The organism is Vibrio sp. Vb2131 (assembly GCF_033338535.1).
Lineage (GTDB): Bacteria > Pseudomonadota > Gammaproteobacteria > Enterobacterales > Vibrionaceae > Vibrio > Vibrio alginolyticus.
Genome location: NZ_JAWOSW010000001.1, coordinates 41,955 through 63,812 on the forward strand (window position 1 = coordinate 41,955; position 21,858 = coordinate 63,812).

Here is a 21,858-nt window from a genome sequence, read left to right on the forward strand (position 1 = left end):
TCCTAGAATTCGTATTTTGCAGTCAGCGTGAAGTAGCGCCCTGGCTCAGTTGAGTAACGCTTACTTTCCTCAACGATACCCGCTACGTCTTGGTATCGGATGTATTCTTTGTCGAATAGGTTGATGATGTTTGCGCTAACACGAAGGTCTTTGGAAACGTGGTAAGTTGCGCCGATATCAAACGTATTCCACGCACTTGTCTGCGCGCAATCTGTCGCTAGACCAAGCGTGGTCTGGCATTTAGGAACGCGATCCATTGCCGCGGCCCAGTTCCAAGCCACGTAAGCATTGAAGTCTTGGTCGGCGTATTTCAGTTGAGCGTTACCTTCGAATGGCGTAATGCTTCGAACGTATTCACCTTCCGCGTCTTTGCCATCTACGTAGCCAAACTTGGTGCTGATGTTCCATCGCTTAGTGATCGCGTAACCTGCAGAAAGCTCTGCACCATACGTCTCGACACCATCGAGGTTTTGGTATTGTTTAATGTAATTACCATTGCTTGAGTCAAAGCCCGTGGTCACAACGTCGATGAAGTTTTCAAACTTGTTGTAGAACAAAGACGCATAGACATACGCACGACCGTTATCGAACTTGTTACCGATTTCAAATGAGTCGGAAGTTTCAGCTTCTAGATCCATGTTTGGTGCAATGACAAACGGCGTGAGCGGCACAAAGTCGTGGCTTACGAAGCCATACGCTTTATCGTATTCCGGAGCACGGTAACCATGGTTATAAGATACATAAGCGATGTTGTTGGCAAACATTTCACGAGAAACCGAAAGACTTGGAGATACCTCTGAGCTATCCATGTCTTTTAATGGGAAGCCGCCCACTTCACCCGCACCGTCTGGCGTGAGACGGTGCGCATCAAAGCGTAGGCCACCTGTGATGGTCCATTTATCCAGTTCCACCATGTCTCGGACATACAAGCCAATGTTATAAGCACGAGCAGGAGCGAAAGGTTGTTTGGTCGAAGGTGTTACTCCGTTCCAATCAATCTTGGAATCGCTATCTGTGCGTTCGTAGTAGTCAGTAGCAAGCTCGACACCGTAAGCCAATTGGTGCTCTGCACTTGCTGCATAAATCGTATTGGTGAAGTCACCACGGAAGCCTATTGTCTCGTCAATGAAGGTTTTGTGTTCCAGCTCGCGACGTTTGGTGATCAAACCATTGTGATCCACTTGGCGCATTAAACGGTTGGTGTCTTCCACGACTTCGGTGTGACGCCAGTAAACTTTGGTATCCAACTCTTCGAACCAAGTTGGATTAATCGGTGTCACCTCTGCGCCAATGTAAGCGCTGTACTCTTCGGAGGTTTCATCTTCAGCAAAGTCTTCAATATGCCAAATTCCATCAGGTTGAATGGACGGTGAACCCTCCAAACGCTCTTGGTTCTGGGTGTAGAGTTCCGCTTTGGCTTTCAACATCACCTCTTCATTGAAAAAGTGGTTGATCGTATAAGCACCGCTGTAACCATCGAGGTCGCGGTTATACAAATCTTCATCAAAGTTACGTGTCTCTTGTCCTTGCCAGTATGAAACGTTAAACAAACTCTCTGTATCACCGGAACGGAAAGCTAGATTACTCGTGCCTTTGTACTTGTTGCTGATGTCGGTGTAAGTACCGGAAACATCGGTGTAGAAGTCTTTGTCTTTTAAGAAATCACCCGGCTGACTGGATTCTAAAATCACCACACCGCCGATCGCGCCAGAGCCATGCACCGAAGAACTTGCCCCTTTAATGATTTGCAGCGATTCAAAATTGGATAAATCAAAAGTATCTCGCCCAACTGCATCATTAATGTCATTCGCACCGAAGCCATCCGCAGAACGAATGCCATCACGAACGATCATAATGCGGTTACCCGTCATACCACGGATGGTAATGTTTTGCGGACGTCCTGCACCGCCCGTCACGCTTACACCAGGTTCGTTACGCAGCACGTCATATAGCTCGGTCTCGCCTCTTTCTTCGATTTGCTCGTTTGTGATAACCGCGACACTACCTGCCACTTTTGACAATGGCTGATCGATTTTATTGGCGGTTACCACCACCTCTTCCATTGAGAAAACCTTAGATTCGGCGTGCACTTGACTGGCAGCAAGTACCAAAAGTACTGCCGCTGACACTGGGGTAAGCTTCATTTACTGCTCCGCTTTAGATGTTTTAATGAGTGATAGTAGAAATGCGTATTCTTTTGCTTGTTGTTCTTGCGCTTGTCGCGGGTCCATTTGGTGGCCCGAATTAAAATTAGTTTGCAACAAGTACGGCCCGTTGCGCTCACTTAACGCTGAAACTTTAGCGAGATACTTTGCGCCTTCCCAATATGGCACGCGCTGATCGATTAAACCGACTTGAACCAACATGGGTGGGTAAGCGTTTTTATGGATATTGAGAATCGGATCGTACGCCTTCATTAACGCCAATTGTTCAGGTTTGGTTGGGTTACCCCATTCGCCATACTGCTGTGTGGTAAGCGGAAGTGAGGTATCCGACATACTTGCAACCACATCAACAAAAGGCACTTTAAGTACGACACCTGAAAACAATTTAGGATCTTGATTAACCGCTCCGGCCACCAACGTACCACCAGCACTAGAACCGATGGCGAAAACCTCTCTATTGCCACGTTCGAATGTTTGCAGCGCCTTCGCGGCCGCGACAAAATCACCAATAGAATTGGCTTTTCGCACACCACGGCCTTGCTCGTGCCATTCATCGCCAAAGTACCCACCGCCACGGACATGGGCGATAGCGTAAATCACACCTTGGTCGAGTAAACTGATAACCTGAGGCATAAAGTACGGTTTCATCGTAAAACCATACGCGCCGTAACCGTAAATCAACACAGGAGATTGTGGGTGCAATTTGTCTTTGCGATACGCCAAAGAGACCGGGACAGAAACGCCGTCGTGCTTAATAAAAATACGTTGGGTTACATAACGCTGACTATCAAAGTCTTGGTAAGCATCTTGAGAGTACAAGGATTTATTCAGCGTTTTTACATCGAACTCTTCCCACTGAGGAGGCGTAGTCATCGACATGCTTCGGATACGAATTTTGTTTGATTCAAAATCGCCCAACGTGCTTAGCCAAGCGACATTACCATCGTGTTCCAATGGCAGTATCACTTTTTCCTGACCTTGGTAAGAATACACCGTCAAAGTCGACACATTGTTTGGCTTGCTAAGTGCCACAACTCCTGCATCATAAAGGTAGAACTGTTCAAGCGGCTCACGAGGATTGGTGAAGCGTTGCCATGTTGCGCCAAGCGGTGCGAGTTCGGCTTGGTAAAGGGCGAACTTTCCTTCCAGGTTGCTTTTAAGATAAATGTAACCTTTCGCCACATCCGCGTAATATTCCACACCCACTTCAGGCTTTCGCAATGAATCTGAGACAGTGCCCGTTTCTAGATCGACAAGCTTCTGCTCTGTTGTTGACTCGTTGTTGCTTTGCAGCACAGCATAACGGCTATCTGCCGCACGATAGAAAGAAAGTAACCAATCTGACTTGGGTTCATTCCATAGGACTGTTTTTGCCAAAGATTCAGTGGAGATACGTAAGATCTGATGAGGTCGCTGAGTGCGCTTTTCTTTTGCAACAAGGAATGCCACTTTCCCGTTAGGTGACAACAATACGCCACTATCGACGTGCGTCGCCAGTTCCGTAGATTGGCCGGAGAGTAAATCAACAACCACAGCACGATATTGTTCGCTACCGTCGATATCTTCCGTGAAAAGGAGCGTGTCACCATTCACTTGCCATTGACCAAGTTGGTAGTACTGATGCGCAGATTGTCGTTCATCGAAATCGAACACCACGTTTTCTGGTGCATGTTGACTCGCACGGGATAATAGTAAGTAACGACCATCGCGACGCGTTAGCGTCCACTCTCTTCCACTCATGATCGACCATGGCTTATCACCTTTGTCTGCCACCATGGTATCCCACTGCGTGAGTAGGTTTTTTGTCAACGTCTGATAACTTTTTTGGTGCTGTTCAGTTTTGTGGTTTTGTTCTGTTAGGTAGGTAAGAACTCGCTCATCTTTACGAGCATCATCTCGAAGCCAGTTGAAATCATCAGCAGCAAAGCCAGAACTAGAGGTAATTATGAGCCCTAAAAAAACATGAGTAAATTTCATATAGAGAGCGAATTCATTTATAGGATTAATACAATGGCGCGTATTCTGCCCTTAAATAAAAATGAGATCAATTATCATTTTCACAATCATGTGAGATTTTTATCTAGTGTGTGAGGAAAAACGTTTGCTTTGACCGAGGTAATAAAACTTAATAACTTCCTAAATTAGCGTTCTATGCTGTTTATATACAACCAGACAAATATAAAAGCTGACAAACGAGTGAGTATGGAAAGGCGCTATTTCACCTAGCGACAGACATAAAAAATCCGAGTGCGAACACTCGGATTTTTAAGAACTAAAATCAATGGGAAACTACAGCAGCTTTTACTCTTCAGAGCTCGGTGCCGCTGGTTTTTTCTTAGGGATGAAGACATCATCACCCACAGATACGTTTTTGTAGAAGCTCTTGTCACGCTTAGCTGGTTTTTTCGCCGACTTTTTCGCTTGAGGGCGAGCTTTCTTTGCGGTCGCTTTCTTATTGCGAAAATCTGGTTTAGGTGGCTTAAGGCCTTTAAACTTACCTTTCAAATCTTCGAACACTGAAAACTCAAGATCTTGTTGTAGGTATGCTTCTACACGTTTAAAGCTATCCCAGTCTTTTGGACCAACAAGAGAGATTGCATCCCCTTTGTTTCCAGCACGACCAGTACGACCAACTCGGTGTACGTATTCTTCGGTATGCTTTGGCATATCGAAGTTGATGACGTGTGTCACAGTTGCAATATCCAAACCGCGGGAAGCAACATCAGTCGTTACAAGGATCTTAAACACTGCGCGCTCAAACTGACTCATAATGGTGTTACGTTGAGTCTGGTTCAAGTTACCACTTAGTGCTACAGCCTTCAGTTTCTTTTCGTTCAGCTTTTCTGTTAGTCGCTCAGTATCATCACGCGTTGCCGTAAAGATAATAACTTGACGGTATTCAGCCTCAGAAAGAACACGATCTAAAATTGCCTCTTTATGATCCAGGTGATCACACAAGTAAAATTTTTGCGTAATATCTTTATGTTCTTCGTTAGAAACGCCGATAGCAATACGCTTTGGCGTATTGAGCATTTCAGCCGCGATTTCATTGACGTCTGCATGATCTAATGTCGCAGAGAACATCAACGTTTGACGACGACGATGCTTGGCTGCTTTATGAATGCGACGAAGCTCTGGTGCAAAGCCCAAATCCAACATACGGTCTGCTTCGTCAAGAATCAGCGTTTCCAAACCATCCAGATAAAGCGAACGATGATCTAAGTGATCAGCCAAACGTCCTGGTGTCGCCACGATAAATTTCGGGTAACGACGCAGAGCTTTTACCTGATCGTTAAAGTTCTCACCACCCAAAATCAGTGCTGCTTCATAAGATAGGCCAGCTAGCATAGAACGAAGCTCACCATATACTTGTTTCGCTAACTCACGAGTAGGAGCAAGGATAACCGCGCGAGGGTCTTTCGCAGAAAACGATTTTGTCTTTAAAGACTTATGAAGCATTGGCAATACAAACGCCAAAGTCTTGCCCGAACCCGTTTTCGAAGATGCCAATAGATCCTTGCCTGCAATCGCAACAGGAATCGCCTGCTGCTGAATGTCAGTCGCTTTTTTAAAATCGTAGTGTTTTAGGTTCTTCAACAATCGGTTGTCTAGGCCTAGATCTTTAAATTGCAAAGTATTCTCCAATAAATCAGTCAGCGTCTGAGCGCTCTGTAGTGTCGTTTCCGCTCTAACGCAGCAAAAAAATAAAGCTCGGTATAATACCGCAAATCATAGGAGTATAGATAGAGATCACACAAACTAATTCCCTGTGGTGACGGTAAAACATCATTTGTGGCTCAGTTCAGAGTAAACCCTAGCCTTTTTGATGTGCATCTGAACGTGAAGTTTAATGAAAGGCCTTTCAGATATGTCTTCTATTCTTCAACAAAACGACGTAAATAGCAGTTATTTGGGCCAATAAACTTTCATTTGTGTCAATATCGTCTAAATTATTGATATCAGGAACGTGGCAAATACACCTGCTATGAAAACTGTTGTGAGAACGAAATAAAGGATAGGTAGTTAAACTTTGTTAAGTTCAGGTAAAAGTTGACGTCAGGTACTCCATGAAATTCTTGGGTTTTTTTGACTTTTGCTACATCATGTACTGATAAAATGTAACCACATTTAACCTCGCTACTGTATAAAATAATAGTTAGTGGCGAGACTTTCACTATAAGCAAGGAGTTCTTATATGAACAAAACGTTGATCGCAGCTGCAGCAACTTCAGTACTTCTACTAGCCGGTTGTGCTTCTTCTGATGACGCAGCTACAGCAAATGCAGCAAAATTAGACGAACTAAGCAACCAAGTTAGCCAACTAAGCCAAGACGTACAAGCTCTTCAATCTGACGTTCAAAAATCAGGCGCAGCAGCAATGGCTGCTCAAGAAGAAGCTGAGCGTGCTAACGAGCGTATCGATAACATCGCTCAGTCTTACACTAAGTAAGATTTGATACCGCGTCTTAACGCCCGTTAAGGCGCGGTTATTTCGACAGGAACCCCATTCTGTGCAGCGATTGCTGCTTTAGCCTTCACGTTTTTCATACCGAATTCATCCAGCCACCACTTTAACTCTTTCGGCACTTTGAGTTCATCTTTCTCGCCATTACTACGAGTCAAAGGCTCATGTGCTTCTAAGAACACACTTCTGTCAGGCTCAAGTGTCATTTTGATAGGCTGGTTAATGATGTTAACGTCTTCGCCGTTACGAACCTTGTCAAATAACCACTCAATGTCACTTGGGTCCATACGAATACAACCCGCGCTGACTCGCATACCAATCCCAAAGTCCTTGTTGGTACCATGAATTAGGTATTCGCCATTCCCGTAAGCTAAACGCAATGCAAACATACCAAGTGGATTATCAGGCCCCGCAGGAACAACGGCTGGTAGGTCAATGCCCTTTGCTTTGTACTCGGCACGAATAGAGGCTGGAGGAGTCCATGTAGGGTTCGGTCGTTTTTGGCTGATACGCGTTGTCATTACTGGGGTATCGCGCCCTATTCGGCCAATTCCGACAGGAAATACATGGACAATATTCTCTCCTTTCGGAAAGTAATATAAGCGCAGCTCGGCTAGATTAATAACGATACCTTTATAAGGTACGTCTGGGAGGATTAGCTGTGTCGGAATAGTAAGAACATGCCCCTCTTCTGGTAAGAAGGGATCCACGCCTTTGTTTGCGGCCATTAAACCTAGCATACCCACATCGTAGAGCTTAGCGATATTTGCCATGGTTTCGCCTTCTTGCACGACGTGGTTTTCAAGGCGACCAATTAAACGGCTTCCATCCTCTGGTAATTCGTACATCTTAGCGAATGATAGACCACTCACTAAAGATAACGACACAGATAGCAGGGTACGTTTTGCGAAACTCATTGATCGCTTTTTGCTAAGCATTTCACTCTATTCCTTGGCACTTTTAAAGAGCTGTAAGGTTATCTCTCTTTCTGTCTTGTGATCAACCATCGGCTTGTGATATTCCAGTAAAGAAAAGCCCTCCCAAGTCCAAGGTTTATGGATGTATTTGTTCGGTACACTTTTGATTTCTGGTACCCAGTGGCGCACAAATTCACCATTAGCATCGAACTTTTCGCCTTGGCTTATCGGGTTGAAAATACGAAAGTATGGCTGCCCGTCACAGCCCGTAGAAGCAGACCATTGCCAGCCACCATTGTTCGCTGCAAAATCGCCGTCCACCAGCTTACTCATGAAGTACGCTTCTCCCCATCGCCAATCAATATGTAAGTCCTTGGTAAGAAAGCTCGCGACAATCATACGTAATCGATTGTGCATCCAACCTGTTTGATTGAGCTGACGCATTGCTGCATCAACGACTGGGTATCCTGTTGTTCCTGTCTTCCATCGCTCAAAGGCTTTCTCATCATAGGACCACTGGATTTTATCCTCCCAATCGATAAATCCTTTGCCTTTGACGAGTTTTGGTTCGAAAACCAATAGGTGCTGATAAAACTCACGCCAAATGATCTCACTTAACCAAGTTGCTTTCCCTTCTGTAAGGTCATTTTGTTGATTTTCAGCATACAAACGAGCAATACACTGCCTTGGTGATAGCGCGCCAATCGCAAGGTATGGAGACAGTTGGCTAGTGCCATCAATAGCTGGAAAGTCTCGCTCGCTTTGATACGCGTCACTGCGCTCCCGTGCAAATTCCCTAAGCTGCTTCAAAATATCATTAGTCGAAGCCAGCCAGTCTTCACTGGATTCTCGAGGATAGCTAAATGTGAAGCTTGAATTAAATCGAGCCGACTCCAATTGTTCGAGTACCTTTTTATTGAGTGGCGCTTGCTCGTGAGGTTTTACTACCGTCGGCATATGGAACTGCGTTAACCAAGCACGCTTGAATGGCGTAAACACCTTAAAATATTCGCCTTGCTTATTAAGAACCGTCGTTGGCGCGTGCACACATTTGTCATGAAACAGTTCAAATTCGATATCGTGAGAAGCTAACGCTTCACTTACTTGTGTATCGAGCTCTCGTTCGTTCACCTCATAGTGAATGTTTGCCATGACAGACGTAGCTTCAAGTGTTTCCGCCCACCCACTAATCACATCTGTACAATCGGAAAACGACGGTACCTCTTTGTACAAAAAGGGAATATTAAGGCTTTCAAGCTCCTCGTTAAGACAAGCTAAGCGACGAGCAATGAGGTCTGCCTGCATCGGCGCCATGTGATGCTCCCGCCACTGCTCTGGCGTCGCGATAAAGCAAGCGACGACAGGCTGACCTGAATCCAATGCCGCTTTGAGTGCCGTGTGGTCTAACGTACGTAAGTCACGTCGAAACCATACTAAAATCATGGTAGCTCCTATCTTTTGTCTACTAAGTTAGGTGTAATTTCTCTATCACTTCAGAGCACCCCATCCGATCACCTAGTTGTGCGTGAAGCATTTTGATGGACGCTACTTGTTTAGCAGCTAGCGCTTTGTTGGAGAAAAGGTAGATAAACGAACCATTTTCAACGACCTCGTGATCTAGTAGACCAGAAACATCATCAACCTTATCGATTAAAGTCGTGTGATACCCTTGTTCGCAAAGCTTCGCTGCTTGAATCCAACTCTCAGACTCTCTGTTTTGTTCAAAGCTAATGAGCAGACACTTTCCTTTGGAAGCGGCTTTGTTTTCAGAATCGATAACGAGGGCAAGTCGAGTGATCAAACAAGTCTGAAATAACCCGACCTGTAAAGATCGCAGCGATCCTTTCACCATGTCTAGCGCATCAAATACTGGGCTAATAAACTGATCAATAACGAGTTTTAGTGGATACTCTTTAAGAACAGAGGCAAGTAAACTCTCTGCTTTTCCTCGATTCAGGGTAGACAGCGCAAGCAGCATGTTTTCAACTTCTTCGAGTGTGCGAACCTCGTTTTTGACTTCGACATCGGCGCTTTTTCCTAGCAGCCCCTTCACTTTACCAATCGAAATCCCCTTCGCGAGCCAACTCTGGACTTCGCGAATCGTATCGAGATCTTGCTGGCGATAGAGTCTGTGTCCTTTTTCTGTTCGCTGAGGCTGGATCAAGTTGTATCTTCGTTGCCAAGCTCTCAGCGTAACTGGTTTTACACCCGTGATTTCTGCGACATCTCGGATCGCGTATAGTTTTTCTTCTGAACTACAAACCATAGCGTAATCTCATCTCCTGCGGATACGGTTCTAAAAACTTCTGTTTTGCTAAATACTCGTCTGGGTAAGTATTTAAGTAATGCTTAATCAATGTAAGTGGTGCTAACAGAGGCAGCATTCCGATACGGTAGTCGTGAATCACTGTCGCTAACTCTTCTTTTTCTTCTTTAGTTAGTGAGCGTTTGAAGTATCCTTGTAAATGCATCAACACATTTGTGTTATTTTTGCGGCTAGCCCGATTCGTTAACGCCTTCATAAGTCCTAAACGATACTCTTGGTAAAAGTCTTCAATTTCATAATTAGCGACATCAGCGACTAAGCGGCCAAGGGAGCGGTATGACTCTGGGTGGTGTGCCATTAACGTCAGTTTGTAGCGCGAATGAAAGTCGATGATTTTGCCACGAGTAGGCTCACCATCCATCGAGTCGTAAAAGTCATTTAGACAAAATACTCGAGTGATAAAATTTTCTTTCAATACAGGGTCGTTAAGTCTGCCATCCTCTTCAACAGGCAACCAAGGCATTTTTTGCATCAATGTTTGTGTATACAAGCCAACACCTTCTTTCGCAGCACTGTTCTTGCTGTAAACCTTGACTCGCTCCATGCCACAAGTTGGTGACTTAGCACAAACGATGTAACCACAAAGCTGCTCGCTTTGAAGTTCATCTACTTTATTGGCCGAGTAAGTGAGCATATTGTCGGTATGATCATTTTCTGGATTTTTGGTTTCAACCAATGCAACACGCTCTTCATTAGAAACAAGACGAATGGTTGGACGGGGTACTGGCATACCTACGCCGACTTCAGGGCATACCGAAATAAAGTCAAAATACGGGCTAAGCTCTTTAGTCACAAAGTTGCTCACCTTATGACCAGAGTCAAAACGCACTCGTTCACCCAAAACACACGAACTGATACCTACTTTGATCGAAGATTCCATGATGACGCATCCCTATACAAAAAGTTTTGTTGTATAACTTATAGCAAGCCTTTCCAGATTGTACAAGAAAATAAGTTGTACAATTTAATCGTTTTACTTCACTCGAAAGTATTTCGATCAACCAGCTTTCAGAAAAAAGTTTGGCCCAAAAACAAAGAATTTGTGCGCGCAATCGACAAACTGCTCAAAAGCAAATCGATTGCTCTTTTGGTTTCAACAGATTTAGTTATCAATAGGAGTTGCAGTTTCTAAATGCGTGGTTTTTGTGACTAAGCTCTCAAGGGGCTACTGTACGTCCCGATATTATTGCCTCAACGAAAACGAACAAGTTCAACAGAATTGGTAATAGCGTTCTATAATAGAGGCGTTTTATCAAAACAAAACTTTGGAGAGCACTTATGGCAACCCCACACATTAACGCACAACCAGGTGATTTCGCTGAAACAGTTCTGATGCCAGGCGACCCGTTGCGCGCTAAATACATCGCTGAAACGTTCCTAGAAGATGTGAAACAAGTTTGTGACGTTCGCAACATGTTCGGCTTTACTGGCACTTACAAAGGCAAAAAAGTTTCTGTAATGGGCCACGGCATGGGTATCCCGTCTTGCTGTATCTACGTACACGAGCTAATCGCTGAATACGGCGTGAAAAACCTTATCCGTGTGGGTAGCTGTGGTGCAGTACGTGACGACGTGAAACTAATGGACGTTGTTATCGGTATGGGTGCTTCTACAGACTCTAAAGTTAACCGTATCCGTTTTAACAACCACGATTTCGCAGCAATCGCTGATTACGGTCTTCTAGAAGAAGCAGTTAACCAAGCACGCGCTCAGGAAGTGCCTGTAAAAGTAGGTAACGTATTCTCTGCAGACCTGTTCTACACACCAGAAGCAGACATCTTCGAGAAGATGGAAAAACTAGGCATCCTAGGTGTAGACATGGAAGCGGCTGGTATCTACGGCGTAGCAGCTGACCTAGGCGCGAAAGCACTGACTATCCTGACAGTTTCTGACCACATCATCCGTGGTGAAAAACTAGGCTCAGAAGAGCGTCAGAAGTCGTTCAACGACATGATGAAAGTTGCACTAGAAACTGCAATCAACATCTAAGAACAAATAGTAAGTAATAATTTGCAGCCAGAGTTATGCTGGCTGCCCGAATTATCCCGAGGGGGCGATTGTGTCTAACGGCGAACTGCCAAAAGACGCAGATGGGTTACAACTCAACTTTTGTAAAACATTGGCGTGTGACAACTTTGGATTGAGTGATGCAAAGCGTTACGTTCTGCAACATGCGAACCCTAAGCGTCCGGCGATGGTATGCCGTGAATGTGGAGCTTTCCCCCCCTTACTTAATAATCGCGATGTCGTGAACGAACTTCATCGCCTGCGGCACGTCCACAGTGACGGGTTGCCTGCTTGCCGTAATGATGATTGCGACAACTTTGGACTTTCTGTCCACACTCACAAACACCTCTATCACGCTTTCGGTTACAGTGGCGATCGCCAACGTTACCGCTGTAAAGTGTGTCAAAGTACCTTTGTCGACAAGTGGTCTGGTGCCAACAAGAAGCTTCAATTTCAAGAGAACTTGATGGGCTTGTTGTTTACGGGATATTCCGTACGAGAAATCTGCCGTAAGCTTAGTATTAACCCAAAAACCTTTTACGACCATGTTGACCATATAGCTAGCCGCTGCCGCCGTAAGCTGGCAACCATTGATGCGCGCTGGGTAAACCACGCAACGCATTATGAATTGGCCTCAAACTATATTGCATTGCAACCGAACAGCAATAATGGTGTGTATTGGATTGTTTCTGGCGAAGCGCATTCTGGCTATATTCTTTGCCAGCACGTCAATTATTCCGCTGATGAAGAGCCAATCGCAACGCTCGATCATAATCCTTACGATGAGGTGTCTCGTTTTGTTTCCCAGGAGTACGTAGCGGAAGCAAGTGAGCCGCTTGCGGAACCTTCTCATCACCTCAGAGAGCGAATTGACCAAAAATACCAAACAATTTTGGCTCGCGGTAACGTAGAAGACCCTCTTGGTAATCTATCTGTATTTCATTACCCTTCAAAAGGGGCATTAGTCCGTCCACCATACACCTCATATGCACACTATTTGCACGTACTTGATATGTGCTGCCCAAACAAACGTGTATCTCTATACATGCCTCAAGATCCCCTACTACGTTCGGCTGCACTGAGCGTTTGTTTACCTCGCATTAAAGAGAAAAGTGTCGACTTGATGTACGTAGAAGAGGACGCTAGTTGGGACATGAGTACTCCCTTTGGCAAAGTCGATATCGCCTATATGAGTTGGTGGCGCGATCGTTGGGCAATCTCTAGTCAAAACGAAAACCACAAAGGCATTTGCTACCTCGCTGGCGATCAAAATGAGCCTGAAAAATGGTTTAACGTTGCGACAACTCGTCATGTGAAGTTTTATCAAAACCGCTTTCAGATCCTTTTCGAAAGCTTCATTAACGAGCCACGTCGCAAATTACGACCTGCTGGTATTTTACCTCTTTTAGATATATTCAGAGCTTGGCATAATTTGTGCTATCAGGATAAACAAGGTCTTACCGCTGCACAAAGGTTAGAAGTCTCTGATGCACCTTTGACAATCAAACAGCTCCTATCGTAGCTATTCTATTGGTAATTTAGATGTAGTAATTAGGGGTTGTAACGGTATACATTACGGCCCCTGATCGTTTACCAAAACGTTATCCGCATCGCTTTGGTAAAGAAACATACATCTAACCACTTAATATTAGGTGTGATTTCCAGTTCGATAGTCATGGATGTGAACGTTGGATAAAAACCAAATTCAGCTAGAAGATGATCTCACTAAGCTTAAAGGCCAAATAAAATCGGCCCCTAAACATACCTTTAATATTGCGCAGCAATATCGTATCCGCGCGGAACAAATTTTATTTGTGGACGGAGAGATCAAAGCCTTACTCATCATGGCGCAATGCTGTTGGTGCCTAATGGATTACCGACAAGGCTTAAAACTCGTCAAAGACGCTTACAGCAAACAAACACAGCTTGAAACCGACGATAATCTCCCGGAAATTCTCCATCTTTTTGCACTCCAATATTGGGGCCAAGCAAAGTATTATTCCGCGCAACAATATTGGATTAATGCGCTCGAACAATCTGCTCTTGTTGATGATGTTGAAATTCAAATCGAATCTCTAATTGGGCTTGGTAATGTATGGCGCATCACTAATGAACACCAACTTGCCGCTTCAACTCATGAGTTAGCCGTTAAAGTGGCAAACAATGTTCGTATTGCTTGGTTAGAAGGCAAAGCGTGCATCCTATTAGCTTGGGACTATTACTTACTAAATAAGTTTGTCGAGATGCTTACGGTACTGGATGGAGCAACCGAAGTATTAAAAGATCATGATGACAGTACGTGGCAAGCCGAGATCTGGGACTTTAAAGGGTTAGCACTGCTTGGACTAGAACGCCTTGATGCGGCCGAAGAAGCCACCCAAAAAGCCCACCAGCTTGCCATTGAGCATGACCTCGTTTGGATGAAAGCACACTCTTTTATTAGCCGAGCAAGACTTGAGCTTTTGCGCCAAAATACAGACAGCGCTGCCAAGTTGCTACTTGCAGCAGAAGAGTCTGCACTCAGTTTCGACCACGGTGAGCTACTCAGCCAAATTTGCTTCCAACAATCACGAGTCGCTGAAGAACAAGGTGACTTTGAGTCTGCGTTTAACGCGTTCAAGAAATACCGTAAGCACGCACTCAAAATGCTCAAAGAACAAACTCATCGAATCAGCATGGATAAAGCAAGAGGCTCTAAACGCCAACTAGAGCAGCGAGCACGTAAGCTGATCAATCATATTCGCTCTCAACACGAATACGACCCTGAAAAACAGTTCTCTAATGTCGTTTCTGAGACCTACTGGTGGGAACAGTTAGTTTTGTTTAAAACGGAGCTCAAACGCTCTAACCACGCCATCATTATGATTCAGCATTCAAACCCCGAAGTTCTCGATGTTTGTACCGAGCTCGTTCATGCATTGACAACCTCCAGCGACCTCATCTCGAGAATTTCCAGTAACAGGCTAGCAATGTTAATTGCAGAAAAAGGTCAAGCAGCAGAAGAGGTCTACCGCACTGTCCAAGCGATGTTAGACATCTATCCATGGAAGCGACGCGGAATCAAAGGCCCGAAACCGATACTGTATTTGCAAGATATCCTGACCTTCCCATTCACGTTAGAACAGCTCGAAGAAAGTTATATTGAGGTAATGAAGAATGGAACAACTGCTTAGCAAGGTGACTGACGCAGGTATCGATCCTTCTTCCGTTTCAGGTGAAGAAGCGATTACGCTATGGGAACACATAGGGTTACATATTGCGTCAACAAACCGTGAGAAAGCGCATTGCTATATCATTAGCGCCGAGTATCGAAGAGAGATCAAACAGCTCAACGACAGCATTAGTGAATTGAAACAAGCCCTTGAGTTGCTTGTTTTACCAGAAGATGCGGAAGATATTCTTTCTGTGAAAGCAAGCTTGAGTGAGCGTTTAGTTGAATTAGGTGACTACAATGCGGCATTAACCGAGTATGTTGCTTCAACCAATATCGCCGTCGAGTACGGCTATATTGATGAGTACGTATTGGCCATTATTGGAATGGGTAATTTGTGCGATGCCTATGGGGATCACCAACGTGCATTACGTTATTATCAAAAAATAGATGCTATCGATCACGCTATTGGCAGTCGATCCCTACGCCTTCGTTACAAGCTGTACATGCTTGCATGTTATATCAGCTTAAACCGTACCGCAGACGCCAAAGAGTTGCTGAGTGAATGTGAAGAACTGAGCATTCTCGTCAGTGATAAAAACCTCGCCGCGCAAATTCACCTCTACCGAGCCAAATTACATCGTCTGCAAGAAGACTACCCCAATGCGTTGCTGGCTATTTCGAATGTTCAGTATACAACGGGTAGTGCCACGACATACTGGTTATCCACGATGGTCAAAATTGAGACTGCGTATTGTCTAAACGGTGTAGGGCACACTTCTTTAGCTAACTTAACGCTGGACTCCATCAGTAAAAGGATTCAAAAGCAGCTATCTCCTATCGTTACTCAGCATTTTTATAACGCGATGAGTCAAGTTTACGCCTCTCAAGGGGTGTATCAAGAAGCATTAAATTGTGAAAAAAAAGCGCATAGAATCGAATCTGATCTTGTAAAACATATTCCGATCGGTGAGTTAGGGTCTGCTCAACTACGCCGACTTTCACGCTTTGAGTTACAACTCAAACTCATTTTGTCAGAGCTAGAAAACAAAGAACTAAAAGAAACCACCAAGCAGCATAAAAATACTGTTGCTCAGCTACAGCAGGACGTCTTTACCGATCCACTTACGTCTTTACACAACCGACGCTGGTTAGAAGTTAAACTAAAAGATCTACTTCTGCACGATACTGCATTTGCATTGATGGTCATCGATATCGATCACTTCAAATCCATCAATGACGAACTAAGCCACTTGGTGGGCGACAAAGCGATCAAAAGTGTGTCACAGGAACTGGCGTCCTACTTCAGATTTAAAGGCGCATCGTGCGTACGATTTGGTGGTGAAGAGTTCCTCGTGATCCTTGAGAATACCCAACTGGAACGCGCAGAAATGCATGCCGAGAATTATCGTGAACGGATTTATCAATATGGTTGGGACGATATTCTTGGTGAACGGGGGCTGACCGTATCCATAGGGATTACCTTGCATCGAGAAGGCGAGAATACTCAGCGAACTTTTTATCGTGCAGACAAAGCTCTTTATCGCGCCAAAGCCAACGGCAGAAACCAAGTCTGTACCGAACTTTAAACCATGCCCCGGTTGACATCTGGGGCTTTGTTATACTTTTTACTTATCCTTCCTCTATCACTTCACTGTTTGTTTAAATAAGTATTCAGCAACACCTTAACTGCCAATAAACATCAGTGGATACTTACATCGCATAAACATAATTCCTACATAAAAACCGCTTGATTCATCTGTAGTTAAGACAAATACTTAAATTGTTAATTTACGTAGATTTTCCATTTCGCAATAAGCACAGGTAGGTAAGATGTTTCTAGACTATTTTGCACTTGGGTTACTCATCTTCGTTGCTTTAGTGATCTTTTACGGAATCATTGTCATTCATGATATTCCATATGAAATCGCCAAAGAGAGAGAGCACCCGCACCAAGACGCAATTCACTACGCTGGCTGGGTCAGCCTTTTCACTTTGCATGCGCTGTGGCCATTTTTATGGATCTGGGCAACATTATGGCGCAAGGAACGCGGCTGGGGTTTTAAACAACTAGAACAAGAAACACACGACATTCATCACCGCCTTGAAGAACTCATCGATGAAGTCAACGAACTCAAAAACGAAGTATCGATGTTGAAACAACAAAAGATTCAGCAAAAGCCTTTGCCTGAACAAAGTAAAGAGGACGAATAATGGACTTATTGCTGATTCTGACTTACGCCGCTCTTTGTATTGCCATTTTTAAAATTTTCAATATTCCTCTAAACAAATGGACCGTTCCAACCGCCGTACTTGGCGGCGTAGTGTTAGTGGGCACACTCGTGCTGCTTATGAACTACAACCACCCATTTACTCAATTGGGTAACCAAGTGTTCCCGACTACGCCTATCGTCTCTGGCGTGCGTGGCCGCGTGGTGGAAGTGCCAGTCCAGGCCAACCAACCGCTCAAAACGGGCGATATTCTTTTCAAAATCGATCCTGTGCCTTTTGAAGCAGAAGTTGCTCGCCTGGAAGCGAAAGTCAAAGAAGCAAGCCAAGGTGCGTTGGGCTTAGAGTCGGATCTAAGAGAGGCAGAAGCTGCTGTATTGAAAGCGCAAGCGGACAGAGATAAAGCACAAAGGGAATTCAGCCGATATCAAAGGGGCTTTGATCGTGGCGCGTTTACTGAACAAGATTTGGATACTCGACGCCAAGCGTATAAAGCGGCAGAAGCCATGTTAGACGTTGCGATTTTGCAACAAGAACAAGCGCAAATCGCTCTGGACTCTGAAATCGGAGGCGAAAATACCCAAGTCGCGCAACTTCTTGCCGAGCTGCGTAAAGCAGAGTTTAACCTAGAGCAAACCGTCGTTCGTGCGCCAACCGATGGTTACGTTACGCAATTGGCTTTGCGTCCTGGTGTTATGGCTGTGCCGTTGCCACTTGCCCCGGCAATGACCTTCGTACATACCGAAGACATTACGTACACCGCGGCATTCAGACAGAACTCATTACAACGCTTGAAGCCAGGCTTTGAAGCAGAATTTATGTTCCGCGCAATTCCGGGCAAAGTGTTCCGTGGCGAAGTCATTGACGTGATTCCAGCCATTGGTGAAAGCCAAATTCAAGCGCGAGGCGCTCTGCTTGGGACTGATGCCTTGCGCACGAGCGGACGTGTTTTTGCGAAGCTGAAAATTACCGACGACTTGAGTGGATACCACCTACCAATGGGTACTGCGGTTGAAGTTGCAGTTTATTCAGACAGCTTTACTCACGTATCAGTGATGCGCAAAGTTCTTATTCGTATGAAGAGCTGGCAGAACTATTTATACCTCGACCATTAATGAACATATAGCGCATTCATTTATCGGTAAAAATAACATCAAACAGTGTAATCAGGGGCTGACGATCAGCCCCTGATTCATTCTAGCCATCCAGATAGATAGCATTCCCACTTTTATTAATATTCTGTATAATGCGCGCCTTATTTTTAATGCTTGCTAAAACCAAAGCCAGTCAAAGGGATACGTGAATCAAATCACACATTTCCTGAAGAAAAATAGAGCAAACAATAAGCAGCTTGGTTGTTTTGAATATATGTTACACAATCAAATAACTAACGCTTTCCGACAAAACAATTAAACGTTCTTTAAAATCGACTATTGAACTGAGGTTATCTATGAATCTTTCCGCTAAAACTGTTGTGGTTATTGCAATCGGTGCTGCTCTTTACGGTATCGGCGGCTTACCTATGTTTGGCATCCCTGTGTTTGCAAACACAACGCTAAAACCAGCAATGGCAGTATTAGCATTGTTCTCAGTACTATTTGGACCACTTGTTGGCTTCTTGGTTGGTTTTATTGGTCACTGGGTTACTGACCTATTTGCAGGTTGGGGCGTATGGCTCACTTGGGTACTTGGTTCAGGTATTGTTGGTTTGATTATCGGTCTATTCCCTTCTCTAACGCGCTACCGTTTGGAGAAAGGTGATTTCAATATGAAAGACTTCGCGTTATTCGTAGTACTTGCGCTATTAGGCAACGTATTTGGTTACGGTTGCTCTGCATTCCTCGACACGATTTTATACGCAGAACCGTTCACTAAAGTGTTTACCCAGCTTTCTATTATCGCGATCGGTAACACCATTCTTATTGCTATTGTTGGCTTCTTCATTCTTAAATCTGTCGCTAAACGTAACAAGCAAAGCCGTAACTTAACAGAGGCTTAATGTCGAATGACAATCGAATTTTCTAACTTCTCTTTTAGATATGAGTCGCTGGACAAACCGACGCTAAAAAATATCAATCTAAGGATAGAGAAAGGAGAGAAAATCGTCATTATCGGTCCAAGTGGTAGTGGTAAATCTACCCTTGGGCAATGTCTTAACGGACTGATCCCACACGCAATCAAAGGGGAAACCAGTGGAACATTGACCATCAATGGTCAAGACACCGCCCCTTTCGACATGCACCAATACACTGAGCAAGTTGGCACCGTACTGCAAGATACGGACAGCCAATTTGTCGGTTTGAGCATTGGCGAAGACATTGCATTTGCGCTGGAGAACCAGCTAACTTCAAATATCGACATGTACCCATTGGTCAAAGCCACGGCCAAAATGGTCGACTTGGAACAGATGCTAGAACGCTCACCCCACGATTTATCTGGCGGGCAGAAACAGCGTGTTTCTTTGGCGGGCATTCTCGTCGATGATGTCGATATCCTTTTGTTTGATGAACCACTAGCTGCGCTTGACCCTAAAACGGGTAAAAAAACCATCGAGATCATCGATGATCTACACCGCGAAACGGGCAAAACCATCGTAATCATTGAGCATCGTCTTGAAGACGTTCTGCATTGCTCAGTTGACCGTATTATCTTGATGGAAAGCGGCAAAATCATTGCCGATACAACGCCAGATGAAATTTTAGCGTCGCCTTTGCTAGAAGATTACGGCATCCGCGAACCGCTTTATATTTCAGCACTGAAAGAAGCAGGCTGCGCGATTGAGGGCGATGCAAAACCTTCTAGCTTAACTACCTTACCGTTGGAGCAATATAAACCGGCAGTACAAGCATGGTTTGATGGTTCAACAGCACAACCGCCCAAAACGCCAGCCGAGACTTTGCTTGAAGTCCGTGGCCTCACCTATTCTTACGACGGTGAGAAAAACGCGTTAGAAGACGTGAGTTTTGACATCAAGCGTGGCGAGTTTGTCTCTGTACTTGGCAAAAATGGCTCGGGTAAATCGACCATCACCAAACTGATTATGGGCGTTATTGAAGCGGATAGCGGCTCAATGAGTATGAATGGTCAAGATCTTAACGAACTAACCATCTTCGAGCGCAGCCAGAAAGTGGGCGTGGTGATGCAAAACCCGAATCACATGATTTCCCATCACATGATTTTCGACGAAGTGGCCTTCGGCCTCCGTAATCGTGGCGTTGAAGAGAAACAAATCGAAGCTAAAGTACTTGAAGTCCTTGAGCTGTGCGGTTTGAGCAAATACCGCCACTGGCCAATCGAAGCATTGAGCTACGGCCAGAAAAAGCGCGTAACCATTGCGTCAATTTTGGTATTGGAACCAGAGCTTCTGATCCTTGATGAACCGACGGCAGGTCAGGACTATCGAAACTACACGTCTATGCTGAGTTTCATCGAAAAGCTCAATCGCGAGTTGGGCGTAACCGTGATGATCATCTCTCATGACATGCATTTAGTGCTGGAATACACTACGCGCTCTATTGTGATTGCAGACAGTAAATTAGTCGCGGATGCACCAATGACGCAGGTATTCAGCAGCCCAGAGTTACTAGACCAAGCGAACCTCACCACAACAAGTCTGTTTGAGTTGGCTACGAAAGTTGGCATCGAAGACACCAATGGCTTTATGCAGCACTTTATCAATGTAGAAAAAGCGCACCGCCAACAAAAAAGCGACGACGTAAACCAACTAGAGAAAGCGGTGGCATGAAAGACAATAAGATGAAGTTTGGTATCAACTACATCGATACCCAATCACCACTTCATAAGTTGAATGGCATTACTAAGTTCTTGCTTTTCATTGCTTGGGTGACGGTGGTGTTGACCACATTTGACTTGCGAATCATCGCGCTGTTGATCGTGCTTGGTTTAGGCTTATTGAAAATGACCAAAGTGCCATTTCATGTCTACAAACCGCTTTTACTGGGTACAGGCACGGTATTGCTGATCAATGCCCTGTTTATGTTCGCGTTAGCACCGCAACAAGGTACTGAATTCATGGGCTCATCAACGGTTTTACTCTCGTTACCCGGTAATTACTCGCTCACTCAAGAGACGTTGTTTTACCTAGTAACAGTGACGTTGAAATACTTCAGCATGTTTCCAATCGCGTTGGTGTTTGTATTTACCACTCACCCGACGGAGTTTTCAGCCAGCTTGAACCGCTTGGGTGTACCTTACAAAATCGCCTATGCCGTAAGCTTAACGCTGCGCTACTTGCCGGAAGTGAAAAAGGACTTTGTTAACATCATGCACGCGCAACAAGCACGCGGAGTAGAACTGAGCAAGAAGGCTCCGTTGTTCAATCGTATGAAGAACGTCGCGAAGATTCTTGGACCTCTGATTTTCTCTAGTTTAGACAGAGCCGATCAAATCTCAAACGCGATGACGCTACGTGGTTTTGGCCGCCACTCCTCTCGCACTTGGTACAGCTTAAAACCACTGACCAAAGCCGATATGATCTGCATGGCTGGGATTGCGGTGATAGTGATTGCTGCGATCAGCAAGCGTGTGATGGACACACAACTGTTCTGGTATCCGTTTTAAATTCTGAAGCTTCAAAC

At 44.8% G+C, this 21,858-nt stretch carries 17 protein-coding genes; 10 read left to right on the forward strand and 7 right to left on the reverse strand.

The genetic code is table 11. The annotated features are described in order from the left end of the window. Positions 1-2 precede the first annotated feature (2 nt). The 3 genes from R7E38_RS00175 to R7E38_RS00185 form a co-directional block, all read right to left on the reverse strand. On the reverse strand, positions 3-2,144 hold the full coding sequence (locus R7E38_RS00175) for a TonB-dependent hemoglobin/transferrin/lactoferrin family receptor (RefSeq protein ID WP_213962330.1): 2,142 nt from the start codon (positions 2,142-2,144) through the stop codon (positions 3-5). Further along, a complete protein-coding gene (locus tag R7E38_RS00180) occupies positions 2,145-4,142 on the reverse strand; it encodes a prolyl oligopeptidase family serine peptidase (protein WP_226082800.1) in 1,998 nt (665 codons plus the stop codon). It abuts the gene before it with no gap. Positions 4,143-4,466: 324 nt separating this feature from the next. Beyond that, positions 4,467-5,810 carry a DEAD/DEAH box helicase gene (locus tag R7E38_RS00185; protein ID WP_151515347.1) on the reverse strand — a complete coding sequence of 448 codons (1,344 nt, stop codon included), beginning with the start codon at positions 5,808-5,810 and terminating at the stop codon, positions 4,467-4,469. A gap of 550 nt (positions 5,811-6,360) precedes the next feature. Here R7E38_RS00185 and R7E38_RS00190 point away from each other — a divergent pair. Beyond that, positions 6,361-6,615 (forward strand): Lpp/OprI family alanine-zipper lipoprotein, encoded by a 255-nt coding sequence (locus R7E38_RS00190; RefSeq protein WP_005375145.1) that lies wholly within the window; start codon positions 6,361-6,363, stop codon positions 6,613-6,615. A gap of 26 nt (positions 6,616-6,641) precedes the next feature. On the opposite strand, the gene R7E38_RS00195 is transcribed toward R7E38_RS00190, so the two are convergent. Genes R7E38_RS00195 through R7E38_RS00210 form a run of 4 tightly spaced genes read right to left on the reverse strand, consistent with a single transcriptional unit; the run spans position 6,642 to position 10,753 of the window. Further along, positions 6,642-7,568 carry a L,D-transpeptidase family protein gene (locus R7E38_RS00195; protein ID WP_017820509.1) on the reverse strand — a complete coding sequence of 309 codons (927 nt, stop codon included), beginning with the start codon at positions 7,566-7,568 and terminating at the stop codon, positions 6,642-6,644. Between the two features lie 6 nt (positions 7,569-7,574). After that, positions 7,575-8,990: a deoxyribodipyrimidine photo-lyase gene (phrB, locus tag R7E38_RS00200; RefSeq protein WP_047104510.1), complete on the reverse strand. Its 1,416-nt coding sequence runs from the start codon at positions 8,988-8,990 to the stop codon at positions 7,575-7,577. A gap of 22 nt (positions 8,991-9,012) precedes the next feature. Further along, positions 9,013-9,813 carry a MerR family transcriptional regulator gene (locus R7E38_RS00205; protein ID WP_033906723.1) on the reverse strand — a complete coding sequence of 267 codons (801 nt, stop codon included), beginning with the start codon at positions 9,811-9,813 and terminating at the stop codon, positions 9,013-9,015. Beyond that, positions 9,803-10,753 carry a YbgA family protein gene (locus tag R7E38_RS00210; RefSeq protein ID WP_017635475.1) on the reverse strand — a complete coding sequence of 317 codons (951 nt, stop codon included), beginning with the start codon at positions 10,751-10,753 and terminating at the stop codon, positions 9,803-9,805. Before R7E38_RS00210 ends, R7E38_RS00205 begins: the two co-directional genes overlap by 11 nt. Positions 10,754-11,151: 398 nt before the next feature. Between R7E38_RS00210 and deoD the strand changes: the two genes are divergently transcribed. The 9 genes from deoD (at position 11,152) to R7E38_RS00255 (ending at position 21,841) form a co-directional block, all read left to right on the forward strand. Next, positions 11,152-11,862, forward strand: a complete 711-nt coding sequence (deoD, locus tag R7E38_RS00215; RefSeq protein WP_318081636.1) for a purine-nucleoside phosphorylase — start codon at positions 11,152-11,154, stop codon at positions 11,860-11,862. Between the two features lie 70 nt (positions 11,863-11,932). Then, positions 11,933-13,402, forward strand: coding sequence for a hypothetical protein (locus R7E38_RS00220; protein ID WP_005383936.1), 1,470 nt, complete (start codon positions 11,933-11,935; stop codon positions 13,400-13,402). A gap of 166 nt (positions 13,403-13,568) precedes the next feature. Further along, positions 13,569-15,053 (forward strand): hypothetical protein, encoded by a 1,485-nt coding sequence (locus tag R7E38_RS00225; RefSeq protein WP_226082794.1) that lies wholly within the window; start codon positions 13,569-13,571, stop codon positions 15,051-15,053. Beyond that, positions 15,037-16,620 carry a GGDEF domain-containing protein gene (locus R7E38_RS00230; protein ID WP_149191631.1) on the forward strand — a complete coding sequence of 528 codons (1,584 nt, stop codon included), beginning with the start codon at positions 15,037-15,039 and terminating at the stop codon, positions 16,618-16,620. The genes R7E38_RS00225 and R7E38_RS00230 overlap by 17 nt, the downstream gene beginning before the upstream one ends. A gap of 244 nt (positions 16,621-16,864) precedes the next feature. Beyond that, complete coding sequence (locus R7E38_RS00235) at positions 16,865-17,245, forward strand: DUF3302 domain-containing protein (RefSeq protein ID WP_005375135.1); 381 nt, start codon at positions 16,865-16,867, stop codon at positions 17,243-17,245. Beyond that, positions 17,245-18,375 carry an HlyD family secretion protein gene (locus R7E38_RS00240; protein WP_005375134.1) on the forward strand — a complete coding sequence of 377 codons (1,131 nt, stop codon included), beginning with the start codon at positions 17,245-17,247 and terminating at the stop codon, positions 18,373-18,375. Before R7E38_RS00235 ends, R7E38_RS00240 begins: the two co-directional genes overlap by 1 nt. A gap of 335 nt (positions 18,376-18,710) precedes the next feature. After that, positions 18,711-19,259 (forward strand): ECF-type riboflavin transporter substrate-binding protein, encoded by a 549-nt coding sequence (locus R7E38_RS00245; RefSeq protein WP_005375133.1) that lies wholly within the window; start codon positions 18,711-18,713, stop codon positions 19,257-19,259. Between the two features lie 6 nt (positions 19,260-19,265). Beyond that, positions 19,266-21,005 carry an ABC transporter ATP-binding protein gene (locus R7E38_RS00250; protein WP_047104520.1) on the forward strand — a complete coding sequence of 580 codons (1,740 nt, stop codon included), beginning with the start codon at positions 19,266-19,268 and terminating at the stop codon, positions 21,003-21,005. Further along, on the forward strand, positions 21,002-21,841 hold the full coding sequence (locus tag R7E38_RS00255; protein WP_213910471.1) for an energy-coupling factor transporter transmembrane component T family protein: 840 nt from the start codon (positions 21,002-21,004) through the stop codon (positions 21,839-21,841). Before R7E38_RS00250 ends, R7E38_RS00255 begins: the two co-directional genes overlap by 4 nt. Positions 21,842-21,858: the final 17 nt, after the last annotated feature.